Below are 12,835 nucleotides of genomic sequence, written 5' to 3'. Positions count from 1 at the left end.
ATTAACGAATACGATAACCTACAGCTCTGATGGTTTCAATTGTCACGTCATTTTGGGCAACTTGATATAATTTTTGACGAATATTACTGATATGGACATCAACACTACGATCATAAAGCTCTCTAGCGCGACCAAGTCCAACTTCAGATAATTCTTCTTTAGTCACAACTCGTTCACTATTTTTTACGAGTAAAACTAATAAATTAAATTCAGTCGATGTTAAGTCAATAACTTGTCCATTCCATGTACATAATCGTTGAGGTAAATCTAATGTCAAGCCATTAAAATGGTATTTTTTATCATCCACTAACTCAACTGTTCGTTCATCAAAACGACGCAATACTGCGCGTAATCTGGCTAGTAGTTCACGAGGATAACACGGCTTAGGGATATAATCGTCTGCGCCTAATTCTAAACCTAACACACGATCAATATTGTCGCCTTTAGCTGTTAACATGATAACGGGCATATTACACTGTTGACGTATACTTTTAAGAACGTCAATACCATTAATATCAGGCAACATAACATCTAGAATTGCAGCACGATATTTCCCCGATAATGCTTCATCAATAGCATCTTTACCCAAATAAACACTTTTGATATTAAAACCTTCATTGGTTAGATATTCACTAAGCATCTGTGATAATTCGACATCATCATCAATTAACAAAATATTTATCATATATCGCCATTATTATTTAATTTTATGTAGTTACATTATTACAATAATAAAAAAAAAGTCAGGTAATTTTACTAAAATATTACATATTTTGAACAATTCTTGATTATTTAATTCACTGTTTAACCAAATAAAAGTTTAGATTCATGCTAAAATTGCAACATATTTTTTTAAAAAGATTAACATAATTTTTTGCTAAAAATAATTTAAATAATAAACTTTATTTATTCCAGTGCAACATATTTAATTATTTACTTTGCAATCTTAACATTAAAATTTAAACTAACTATTATATTTATCTTTTATAAAATGTTTTACCATCTAGCACTATTTATCATAGTGCAATGATATGGAGATAAAAAATGGAACAACAAGTAGTGTGGAAAAAATTAATTCAATTAGTGAAACATGAAGTTTTACCTGCATTAGGTTGTACAGAGCCCATATCTCTTGCTTTGGCATCAGCGGTTGCTACTAAATATATTGATAAAAACAGTATCCGTCACATTGATGCTTATGTTTCACCAAATTTAATGAAAAATGGTATGGCAGTGACAGTGCCTGGTACAGGGATGGTTGGGTTACCTATTGCAGCAGCTATTGGCGCAATAGGTGGTGATGCCAAAGCAGGTCTTGAAGTACTAAAAAAAATTACACCGAAACAAATTAACCAAGCTAAAACGCTACTTAAAGAGCAAAAAGTCACTGTACACATTGCTAATAATAATGCAGCTATTTATTCTGAAGCCAATATTTACACTAAGACCGATCATGTTAGAGTATGTATCGAAAAATCACACACAAACATAGTGTTAATAGAAAAAAATGGTGAAATCATTTTCAAAGCAGAGAATAAAACACAAGACGAGTCTAAAAAAGATTCAATCATAACTCAGATGTCAGTCAAACAGATATATGAATTTGCAACACGCTGTAATTTTGATGATATCGAATTTATTTTACATTCTGCTGAATTAAACGATGCATTATCTCAAGAAGGATTAAGGCGAGATTATGGCTTAAGTATTGCCGCTACACTAAATGAACAAACAAAAACTGGCTTGTTGGCTGATGACCTGTTATCTAAAGTGATTATTCGCACAACTGCAGCATCCGATGCTCGAATGGGTGGTGCAACTTTACCTGCGATGAGCAATTCTGGTTCTGGAAATCAAGGTATTACCGCAACTATGCCCGTGGTGGTGGTTGCCGATTATTTAAAAGCAACAACAGAACAATTGGCTAGAGCACTCATTTTATCTCATACTATTGCAATTTATATTCATAGTAAATTCCCGCCTTTATCGGCACTTTGTGCTGCATCAACCGCAGCAATGGGCTCTGCCGCTGGTATGGCATGGTTACTTGGTAAAGGACAATATGAACCAGTAGATATGGCTATTTGTAGTATGATTGGTGATTTATCTGGTATTATTTGTGATGGAGCCTCCAATAGTTGTGCAATGAAAGTGTCAACTTCGGTATCTTCGAGTTTTAAAGCTGTTTTAATGGCATTAAATCGTATTCGAGTGACAGGTAAAGAAGGGATAGTTTGTGATAGCGTCGAGGCTTCAATTGATAATCTTGGAGCCATTGTTAGCAATAGTATGAAAGCAACCGACACACAAATCATTAATATTATGTCACATAAAGCTTAATCACATCAGTAATGATAAAATATTAAGCTTTTAACGCTTTTAATATAAGCAGTCAGAACATTTTTGAAAAATTATACTGGACAATGTTATTTTTTATGCGTAATATCTCGTCCTACTTCTATGGTGGCTATAGCTCAGTTGGTAGAGCCCTGGATTGTGATTCCAGTTGTCGTGGGTTCGAATCCCATTAGCCACCCCATTTTATAGAAAAAATCTAACGGCGAGTAGCGCAGCTTGGTAGCGCAACTGGTTTGGGACCAGTGGGTCGGAGGTTCGAATCCTCTCTCGCCGACCAATTTAAAAAAAAAGCCTGCTCAATTGAGTAGGCTTTTTTATTATCTGTTTATCGTTTTATTCCCTCATTTATACATAATCGCTTTTCATTAATTAAAATTAATCCTCTGAATTAAATAGATTAATTAGCGCAATTCACTTTATCTGAATAATTTTATTAGATTACGATAAAAAATGTGATCTCTATATCAATTTTGGTACTCAAAATTGACAACATGTATTTTTTTTAATATTTTTTAAACAATCTTATATGGATTAAGATATATCTGATGGATAAAAAAGCCCACAAATGGAGTGTGACCTTTGGAATATCGTGATATTGCGGCAAAAACAGATGTTGAAGAAAAAATTCGAGCCAATCTCAACATAATTAGCGATCAATCGACAGAAAGAGGACTTGCCAAATACTTTGGTGTCAGTCGAACTACTGTACGCAACGCATTGAATGATTTAGCGATAGAAGGATATGTTTTTCAAAATGATAAAAACTTACCATGCCATAAAATTTTTGAAATTAATATGCTGAAGATGTCTTCATTTAGTGAAGAGGTCCAAAAACATGATGATATACAAATCAAAATAAAAGTACTTTCCAACCAAATAATTAAAATGCCTGCTGAATTAAGAGCATTCTTTGGTTCAAATGATCCGTTAATTAGAATTATTCGACAACGCTTTTTAAACCAAGATCCCCTTTCTTATGAAATTACATATTTATCATCGCTAAAATTTAAAGATTTAAATCAGATAGATTTAAATGGTATTTCTCTTTATCAATTTTTAAAAGAACATTACCATTTTACCCCAAACCACGGTAGAGAAGAGATTACTTATGAAGCAGCAACTGATGATAAAGCAAAACATTTACAAGTTGCTGAAGGTACACCAATTTATAAAGTATCAAGCTATAGTTTTGATAATCATTTCGAACCATTTGAACACACCGATCAGTATTTAGTTGGCAATCGATTTCGGTATCATTTATCGGCTAAAAATATCTTCAATTATGAGGTAACGCATCAATGAAGTTATTTGAAAAAATAGCCACTCATTTTATGGATAAGATAAATACTGGACATTATAGAGTTGGATCTAAATTACCCCCTGAAGGGCAATTGCAAAAGGATTATAATGTCAGTAGAACAACTGTTCGAAAAGCAATTGATCTGCTGGTTGATAAAAATATGGTGGTTAGGAAAAAAGGAGTTGGTTTATTTGTTGCACCAACCTTATCTACCCAAAATATTTTAGAAATGACTGGAATTATTAAACCCTTTGTTTACCAAAATCATAAAAAAATTATTAAAGATACCTATTTAAGACAAGCAGGAAGTTACTATAGTCTGTTATTAAAAATAAAACCCTCCGAGCTCATCTATTACGTTAGTTTTTTAGAAATTGCAAAAAACAGTGCAGTTAAAGAAATTTTTCTCTTACCTCTTAATAATTTTCCCGATTTCCAAATATCTATCATCAAAGTTTTATCAGCCCTCGAAATCACTAATTCTGGCAAAAAAAAGGTCGATAAATTAGAGCAGGATTTGCAGCTTATTGCGGCAAATGCTGAATTGGCAAAACAGTTACGATGCAACATTAACGATCCATTATTTAAAATTTCTAATCACTATTTTGATATTAATAGAGAACCGATAGCTATTGAATATAAGTTTGCTAGTAATACTAAATATGTGGTCGATTTCACTTAGGAGGTAACCCAATGATTAAATTATTACGTGTTGATCACCGTTTAGTTCACGGTCAGGTCGTTGTTTCATGGTTTGAAAATGTTGGCGCTAATACAATTTTAGTTGCCAATGATGCTGTTGCGGGTGATGAACTGCGTAAATCAGCAATTCGTTTAGCTAAGCCTGACAACGCAAAATTAGTAATGAAGTCTGTTGATGACAGTATTGAGGCGATTAACTCTGGCGTAACGGATAAATATCAAATGTTAATTGTAGTTGAGTCCGTGGCTGATGCTGAAAAATTAATCCGAGGCATTCAAGGAAAAATAACTAGTCTTAATTTAGGAGGAACTAAACCCCGTGACGGAACGAAGAATTACTCTAAAACAATAAATTTAACCAATTTAGAAGCAGATCTATTAGCTAAATTACAACGAGATGGTGTTGAAGTATATATACAACAAATACCAAATGAATCTAAGCAGAAATTCGAAAAATAGACAAAAAGGAATACAAAATGAGTATTGTTATTACAGCAATTATTTTGGCCTTGATTGCTATGTTAGCTAATGGTGAATACTTTTTAGGTTCATCAATGTTATCGAGACCTTTAGTTACCTGTACTTTAGCGGGACTAGTAATGGGAGATATCACCCAAGGTATTATTATAGGAGCAACGTTAGAATTAGCCTTTGTTGGTTCATTTTCCATTGGGGCATCTATCCCGCCAGAAATTATATCAGGTAGTGTTCTAGGAACAGCTTTCGCTATTGGTGCAGGTAAAAGTACGGCTGTTGCCCTAACTTTGGGAATTCCAATTGCTTCTCTGGTACTAGTAGTTAAGAATTTATGTTTCTTGTTTATTTTACCTTACTTTGTTCATAAAGCAGATAAGTATGCTAGTGAAGGAAATGGTAAAGGCGTTGATCGGATGAATATCTTGGGTGGTTTCTTTTCCATTAACCTACCAATTGGATTAGTGGTCGGGCTTTCTTATCTATTTGGTAGTGAAGCAATTAAAAACTTGCTTGAAGTTATTCCTGAGTTTGTTATTAATGGTTTAGGCATCGCAACTGGCTTATTACCTGCATTTGGTTTTGCTATGCTAATGAAAATTATGATAAAAAAAACCAATGCAACATTCTTTATTCTTGGTTTTGCTGTAGCAGTATATATGAAAGTACCTGTTACTGGTGTTGCCATTTTTGGTGCGTGTATGGCATTGATTCTTACTGGTTATTCTTCCTTTACCGGCAAAAAATCAATAACCTCAGACAATCAAGAAGTTAATAATCTTTCAGGCAGTGCTTTAGTAGGACAGGAGATCAACTATGAAAATGAAGAATTCTAAACGATTAACTAGAAACGATTTAATGCGAACCTTTTGGCGTTCTTTTACCGCCGAATGGTCATGGAATTATGAGCGACAAATGAATTTAGGTTATTCTTTTGCAATCCGCCCTGCTTTAGAAAAAATCTATAGTCAAAAACCAGAACAATTAACCAAAGCTTATCAAAGACATCTAGAGTTTTATAACGTTACACCTTGGTTAGTTACCTTTCCGTTAGGTATTTCTATTGCAATGGAAGAGCAAAATGCCTTGAATAACGATTTTGATGAAAGTTCAATTAATGATGTTAAAGTTGCATTAATGGGACCACTAAGTGGTTTGGGCGATTCATTTTTCTGGGGAACCTTACGGGTTATAGCCACTGGTATTGGTACTTCATTAGCAATACAAGGTAATATTTTAGGTCCACTTTTGTTTCTATTAATTTTCAATATTCCTGCTGTTTTAGCTCGCTATTTTGGTCTATTCATTGGTTATAACATTGGTGCCTCTTTTATTGAAAAGGTTCAAAAGACTGGTTTAATGGATAAATTATCGTATGGTGCTTCTATCTTGGGGCTATCTGTTGTTGGTGCCATGGTAGCAACGATGGTGACATTAAATATGCCACTAACAATAGGATCAGGCGACGATGCAACATCATTACAGGATATTTTTAATGGTATTGTGCCACAAATATTACCTCTGTTATTTACCTTATTCATCTTTTTATTAGACAAAAAAGGGCTTAAAGCGCATTGGATTTTATTACTTATAGCGGGTATCGGTATTTTTGGAGCTTGGAGTGGATTATTAGGATAATAAGGAGAAAAAATGAAAAGTATCGCTGATTATGTTGCCTTAGAGCCTGAATATTATCAGAACATTTTAGATAATTATCAAGCACTATTCACCCAAAATATTGACCTGAGTAAAATTAAACAACTTAGCTCAATTGTTATATTTGCAACAGGTTCAAGTTCCAACGCAGCTTATGGTGCAAGACCTTTAATGAGTAAAATCTTAAAGATACCTGTTTATATTGAAGATCCTTCTATCGCTGCTAATTATTTACATTACCGTGATCCTAATACTTTGTATATTGCTGTTTCGCAAGGTGGAGAAAGTTATTCAATCATTCATTTAGTAGAACAATTTATAAAAAACAACCAAACCATCTATACGCTTACCAGCAATTCCAATAGCCCACTGTATAAAATTAGTCATCATGTCTTATCTATGGGAATTCCAGTTGAGGAGATGCCTTATGTCAGTGCTGGTTATAGCGTAACCATTCTAGATTTAATATTGATCTCTCTAGTAATTGCTCAAAAAAATGACAGTGTTAGTGATGTTCAATTTAACCACTATATAGAGCAATTTCAGAAAGTTACTCATTTACTTCCTAAAGTCATTGAACAATCCCAAGTATGGGTTAATCAATGCCAACATCAATTTTATCATGCTAAAAGAGTGATATTTATTGGTTATGGTGCAACTTATGGAGTTGCTAGAGAAGCGGAAACAAAATTTACGGAAACAGTACGCAATACAGCTTTTGGTAAAGAACTCGAAGAATACATGCATGGTCCATATTTAGGATTACATGAAGATGATCATATTGTGTTTCTTGAACCCCATGGTCAGTTAGATCAGAGAGCGAAATTATTAAAAGTCTTTTTAAATAAACATGTTAAAAATATTTCAACCATTTACGCCAATAGTAGTAACAATCTTAAAGAAGAGGACTTGTGCCTTAATGTTGATATAGATGAACTATACGCATCATTATTTATGACTGTTCCTATTCATCTATTAAGTTACCAAGTTTCAAGATTAAAAGGTCATAATCTTGAAAAATCGGCCTATCCAGAATTTGATGAAATAACTAGTTCTAAAATTAAGAGGATTTAAAAATGAGAAAATATGACGAAAAGAAAGAATTAGACAGCATGAATGGTGCTTTAGCATTAAGACCACAAATTAATGAATTTATTGATAAAATCCACGATCGTGGTTATAGTAATGTTTGCTGGTTAGGTATTGGTGGTACGTATGCATCATCAATGCAAGCAGTTGTTCATATGAAAGAAAAAACAGCCATTGAAACGTTTGTTCAACATGCGGCTGAATATCTAGTAACAGGAAACAAACGTATCACTAAAGACACATTGATCATTATTTCATCTGTCACGGGTACCACACAGGAAGTCGTTGCAGCTATTGAAAAAATTCAAAAAGAAGTTGGGTCAACCGTATTAGCTTTTATGGATAAAGCCGATACCCCATTAGGGAAAATGGCACATCATGTTATTACTTACCCAATGAATGAACAATTAAAATTCTTTATGACAGCTGATCGTTTAATGTATTTAGCCGGTGAGTTCCCTGACTATGATGAGTTTTATCAAGAAATGGATCAACATTTTGCTAAAAATATTGTTGCTGTTGCCAAAAAAGCCGATAAATTTGGGCGAGAAGTTGCTGAAAAACACCATAACGACACTATGCACTATTTTGTTGGTGCGGGTAATCAATGGGGAGCAACGTATTCTCATGCTATGTGTTATTGGGAGGAACAACATTGGTTACGCTCAAAATCCATTGAATCAGCAGAATTTTTCCATGGTACGTTAGAAGTCATTGATCGTGATACAGCAGTCACTGTTTATGTTGGTGAAGATACACAGCGCTCATTAAGTGAAAGAGTAGCTAAATTCTTACCTCAAATCTGTGGTAATTACACCATAATCGATACTAAAGACTATGAATTACCTGGTATATCAGAAAAATATCGTGGAAATCTTTCACCGTTTGTCTTCCGTACCATTAATAATCGTATTGATGCTTATGTTGAATATTTAAATCGTCATCCTATGACGATTCGTCGTTATTATCGTTGCCTTGATTACTAAAGGAGTACCTTAACAATGATTGCTGTATTAGTAAGTACCCATGGTTCATCAGCTAAAAGCCTAGTTGAATCAGCAGAAATGATCTGTGGTAAACAAACTCTATGTGAAGCTGTATCGTTCTCAATGGGACAATCATTAGATGACTTTCAACAGCAAATTGAGCATCAAATTAAGCTGTTATCGAAGCAATGTCCACAAATTTTATGCTTAGTTGATTTAAAAGGTGGCACACCATTTAATACATTGGTTAAGCAAATGGCTGATCACCAAAATTTAGAGGTAATAACTGGTGTTAATATACCAATGTTGTTAACAACTTTTATGCTAAGAACTGATGAAATTAGTCTAAATGACTTATTATCAGAAATCATTGAAGCATCGGTACAAGGCATTGAGCGGTATAATATTGCTTCAATAATGAACAATAATATCCAAGATGAGGACTTTTAAACATTCTATTTGACAGTAAAGCATAAAACTTGTTGTGAAAAGGCAGATCAATTTTTTATAAGCAATAAAAATATGATTTGCCTTTATTCATGAATAAATCAATTTAAATTAAACTTAACGTATATAACACCACGTTATCCTATCAGTGCCTATAAAAATAATTCTTATCTTACTTGTTTTATGGCAATATTTTGTTTTAATAGTAGATAATCTTTACCTATATAACATCTACTTATTGGAAATAAACTATGAAAAATGTTGGTTTTGTTGGTTGGCGTGGAATGGTTGGTTCTGTTCTTATGCAACGTATGGTTGAAGAACATGATTTTGATTATATCAATCCTGTTTTCTTTTCTACATCACAAGCTGGTCAAGCTGCACCTACTTTTAACGGTAAAACAGGAACATTACAAAGCGCAGATAATATTGATGCATTAAAATCATTAGATATGATTGTGACTTGCCAAGGTGGTGATTATACTTCTGAAATTTATAAAAAATTGCGTGCAACGGGCTGGCAAGGTTATTGGATTGATGCAGCTTCAACTCTACGAATGGAAGATGAGGCTATTATTGTTCTTGATCCAGTCAATAAAGCTAATATTCATAAAGCGTTAGATAGAGGTATCAAAACCTTTGTTGGTGGGAACTGTACGGTAAGTTTGATGTTAATGTCATTAGGTGGGCTGTTTGCTGAAAATTTAGTTGATTGGATATCCGTTTCGACTTACCAAGCCGCTTCTGGCGGTGGAGCTCGCCATATGCGGGAGTTATTAACACAAATGGGAATGCTTAATGCTGAAGTAGCTAAAGAGCTTCAAGATCCTCGCTCATCTATTTTAGATATTGAACGCAAAGTTACCCAAAAAATGCGAGATGGCAGCCTACCAACCGATAATTTTGGGGTCCCATTAGCCGGTAGTTTAATTCCTTGGATTGATAAAGCTTTAGACAATGGTCAAAGTAAAGAAGAATGGAAAGGCCAAGCTGAAACCAATAAAATTTTAAATACTAGCCAGATTATTCCAGTTGACGGTCTTTGTGTTCGTATTGGTGCATTACGTTGTCATAGTCAATCGTTTACGATTAAGCTTAAAAAAGACATCAGTGTTCCAGAAGTTGAAAAATTACTTGCTGCGCATAATGATTGGGTTAAAGTTATTCCAAACGATCGAGATCTTTCAATGCGTGAGCTGACTCCTGCTGCTGTTACAGGTACATTAACTACACCTGTTGGGCGTTTACGTAAACTTAATATGGGTAAAGATTATTTATCAGCCTTTACTGTTGGTGATCAATTATTATGGGGTGCGGCTGAACCATTAAGAAGAATGCTTCGTATTTTAGCTTAATTAACAAAAAAGCCCAATTAATGGGCTTTTTTATATTAAACATGTACTAGATTGTCACAGTGTTTTCTAACAACAACATCAAGAGCGAACCGTTGAATAATGCTTGTTGTACTAATGCAAATGCACCAATTGCGGATCGGTCATCAAGTGATGAACAATTGATAGTAAGATTTTTTCTTAATTCCTCTAAACTTTGTGCATTTAATGCGCTGTTTACCGCATTTAACAATACTTCTGGTGATTTAGTTAATTCACCCGCTAACACAATTCGTTGCGGATTAAAAATATTTACCATCATTGCAACCGCACGACCAAGATTCTCACCAGCATCTTTGACTAACTTTATTGCCAGTTCATCACCTTGATTTGCATAATGACAAATATTAGCTATATTACATTCGTCCCGAGATAATCTGGTTGGGTAGCCTTGTTCAATCATCTGTTTTGCACGATGTTCAATAGCATCATTGACTACACGATTTTCTAAGCAACCAAAATTACCACAGTGGCATCGATCACCTAACGCATCAACTTGAATATGACCAACTTCACAACCACTTTGATTATGATTTGTCAGTAATTGTTGATTAACAATAACACCTGATCCGACCCCCCGATGGACACGAATGAGAATAGAATCATCCACATTTTGTGTCGTACCAAAATAACTTTCAGCTAAAGCTAAACTTTGAATATCATTCCCTAAAAAGATTGAAACATTGAATTGTTTTTGTAGTTCTTCAGCTAATGACCATTCTTTAACTTGAATATGAGGAGTATAACGAACAATACCATGTACAGAATCAATCAATCCAGGAAGAACTACGGATATTGCTATAAGATTTTTAATTCTTTTACTGTTATCTTGGATAAATTGCTCAATTAATCCAATCAAATATTTTTGCGTAAATTCCTGAGTGAAGTGCGTTAATGGACATACACTCGATGCTAAACAATTACCACCAATATCATAAAGCTCAATTGTTACATGTGAACGGCTGAGCTGAACAGCAATAGTCTGATAATAGTTGAATTTAGCTTCAATTGAAACGGCAGGACGACCTCCCGTTGATTGTTGTGCATCAACCTCTCTAATCAGTTTTTTCTTAATCAATTGGCGAGTAATTTTAGTAATGCTGGCTGGCGCTAAATGGCTAATTTCAGCCAATTGAATACGAGAAATAGGAGCATGCTGAACAATCAAACGATAAATCATGGCATAATTTAGCTGTTTGATAAGATCAGCATTTCCAACTAAGTTTAGATAATTAAAGGTCATATGATATCTCAATATTTCATTAATTATCTTATATTTTAGCTGTTGATCTCTCCATTAACAACCGTTTTAATAATAGTAAAGTTACGGTCAAAAACAACTAAGTTGGCTATTTTACCTTCGCTAACGCTACCAAGAGTTTTATCAACACCGATTGCTTTAGCAGGATAAAGCGTTGCCATTCTTAATGCCTCATCCAATGCAATACCAACATGTTCGACTGCATTTTTCACTGCATCAATCATCGTTAAAGCTGATCCCCCTAATGTACCTTTTTCATCAACACAACGACCGTCTTTATAATAAATGGTTTTGCCTGCAAATACTCCTGAGGATAAATTCGAACCAGCTAATAACATAGCATCAGTAATTAAAATCAAGTGATCTTGTTTGATTTTATGACTATTTCGAATATTTGCCCAGCTAACATGTTGCCCATCGGCAATAATGCCAACATAAACATCAGATTCATCATAAATTGCACCCACTACACCGGGTTCTCGCCCAGTGATATAAGGCATAGCATTGAATAAATGCGTGCCTAGACGAATACCAGCATTAAAACCTCGTCGACAATCATCATAATGACCATTGGAATGACCTACCGATACATGAATTCCTGCGTTAACCAGTTGTTTAATAAAATTATTTTCAACTTTTTCTGGTGCTAGAGTAATAATTTTAATAACATCAGCATTATCACAAAGAAAGTCGATCATTTCTTGCGATGGTTGACGGATGATATTTTCATCATGGATACCTTTCTTTTCAGGATTAATATAGGGTCCTTCAAGATGTAAACCAAGTGCTTGATTAGGGTGTTTAATTAAATATTCACGCATCACATTTACCGCTTTTATCATGAATTCATCCGTCGATGTAATTAAAGTCGGTAAATAGCTCGTACATCCATAAGCAAGATTAGTCGCTTGCATTTTTTCTAATGTTTCAATACTTAATGCATCGAGTGTTTCATTAAATTGCACGCCACCACAACCATTGACTTGAATATCAATAAACCCAGGCGCAACAATAGCATTTTGTAAATCTTCAATAGTGATACTTGCAGATAGTTCGTCTTGTTTACAGATTTTGGTAATCTTATCGCCGTCGATAATAACGGCGTGATTTTCAAGAATTTCATAACCTGTATAGATACGACAATTTGTTAATGCGTACATTGATTTATCCT

At 34.1% G+C, this 12,835-nt stretch carries 13 protein-coding genes and 2 tRNA genes; 12 read left to right on the top strand and 3 right to left on the bottom strand.

What is annotated here, in order from left to right:
• Position 1: 1 nt before the first annotated feature.
• Complete coding sequence (locus J3U13_RS07250; protein ID WP_416380266.1) at positions 2-682, bottom strand: response regulator transcription factor; 681 nt, start codon at positions 680-682, stop codon at positions 2-4.
• Positions 683-1,044: 362 nt separating this feature from the next.
• Here J3U13_RS07250 and J3U13_RS07245 point away from each other — a divergent pair, with 362 nt between their 5' ends.
• The 12 genes from J3U13_RS07245 to asd all read left to right on the top strand — a co-directional run bounded on the left by J3U13_RS07245 (position 1,045) and on the right by asd (position 10,367).
• Positions 1,045-2,340 (top strand): serine dehydratase subunit alpha family protein, encoded by a 1,296-nt coding sequence (locus J3U13_RS07245; protein WP_267341123.1) that lies wholly within the window; start codon positions 1,045-1,047, stop codon positions 2,338-2,340.
• Between the two features lie 123 nt (positions 2,341-2,463).
• Positions 2,464-2,539 (top strand) — tRNA-His (locus J3U13_RS07240).
• Positions 2,540-2,558: 19 nt separating this feature from the next.
• A tRNA-Pro gene (locus J3U13_RS07235) sits at positions 2,559-2,635 on the top strand.
• A gap of 302 nt (positions 2,636-2,937) precedes the next feature.
• A complete protein-coding gene (locus tag J3U13_RS07230; protein ID WP_267341122.1) occupies positions 2,938-3,660 on the top strand; it encodes a GntR family transcriptional regulator in 723 nt (240 codons plus the stop codon).
• Complete coding sequence (locus J3U13_RS07225; protein WP_267341120.1) at positions 3,657-4,340, top strand: GntR family transcriptional regulator; 684 nt, start codon at positions 3,657-3,659, stop codon at positions 4,338-4,340. Before J3U13_RS07230 ends, J3U13_RS07225 begins: the two co-directional genes overlap by 4 nt.
• Before the next feature lie 11 nt (positions 4,341-4,351).
• A complete protein-coding gene (locus tag J3U13_RS07220; RefSeq protein ID WP_267341119.1) occupies positions 4,352-4,819 on the top strand; it encodes a PTS sugar transporter subunit IIB in 468 nt (155 codons plus the stop codon).
• A 17-nt stretch (positions 4,820-4,836) separates the two neighbouring features.
• Entirely contained in the window at positions 4,837-5,670 is an 834-nt protein-coding gene (locus J3U13_RS07215; protein ID WP_267341118.1) for a PTS mannose/fructose/sorbose/N-acetylgalactosamine transporter subunit IIC, read from the top strand.
• A complete protein-coding gene (locus tag J3U13_RS07210; protein ID WP_267341116.1) occupies positions 5,651-6,472 on the top strand; it encodes a PTS system mannose/fructose/sorbose family transporter subunit IID in 822 nt (273 codons plus the stop codon). The genes J3U13_RS07215 and J3U13_RS07210 overlap by 20 nt, the downstream gene beginning before the upstream one ends.
• Positions 6,473-6,484: 12 nt before the next feature.
• The gene (locus tag J3U13_RS07205; RefSeq protein ID WP_267341114.1) at positions 6,485-7,564 is read left to right on the top strand and encodes an SIS domain-containing protein; all 1,080 of its coding nucleotides are present in this window, start codon (positions 6,485-6,487) and stop codon (positions 7,562-7,564) included.
• A 2-nt stretch (positions 7,565-7,566) separates the two neighbouring features.
• Positions 7,567-8,565 (top strand): SIS domain-containing protein, encoded by a 999-nt coding sequence (locus tag J3U13_RS07200; RefSeq protein WP_267341112.1) that lies wholly within the window; start codon positions 7,567-7,569, stop codon positions 8,563-8,565.
• A 15-nt stretch (positions 8,566-8,580) separates the two neighbouring features.
• Positions 8,581-9,015, top strand: coding sequence for a PTS sugar transporter subunit IIA (locus J3U13_RS07195; RefSeq protein WP_267341110.1), 435 nt, complete (start codon positions 8,581-8,583; stop codon positions 9,013-9,015).
• 248 nt (positions 9,016-9,263) lie between these two features.
• Positions 9,264-10,367 carry an aspartate-semialdehyde dehydrogenase gene (gene asd, locus J3U13_RS07190; protein ID WP_267341109.1) on the top strand — a complete coding sequence of 368 codons (1,104 nt, stop codon included), beginning with the start codon at positions 9,264-9,266 and terminating at the stop codon, positions 10,365-10,367.
• 46 nt (positions 10,368-10,413) lie between these two features.
• Here asd and J3U13_RS07185 read toward each other — a convergent pair whose 3' ends face one another.
• Together J3U13_RS07185 and nagA are read right to left on the bottom strand one after the other, a co-directional pair.
• Entirely contained in the window at positions 10,414-11,646 is a 1,233-nt protein-coding gene (locus J3U13_RS07185; protein WP_267341108.1) for an ROK family protein, read from the bottom strand.
• A 35-nt stretch (positions 11,647-11,681) separates the two neighbouring features.
• A complete protein-coding gene (nagA, locus tag J3U13_RS07180; protein ID WP_267341106.1) occupies positions 11,682-12,824 on the bottom strand; it encodes an N-acetylglucosamine-6-phosphate deacetylase in 1,143 nt (380 codons plus the stop codon).
• Positions 12,825-12,835 lie beyond the last annotated feature (11 nt).

The organism is Gilliamella sp. B2887, assembly GCF_026537015.1.
Taxonomy (GTDB): domain Bacteria; phylum Pseudomonadota; class Gammaproteobacteria; order Enterobacterales; family Orbaceae; genus Gilliamella.
Note: the sequence above shows the minus strand (reverse complement) of the source record. Positions and strands in the feature narration are given on the sequence as shown.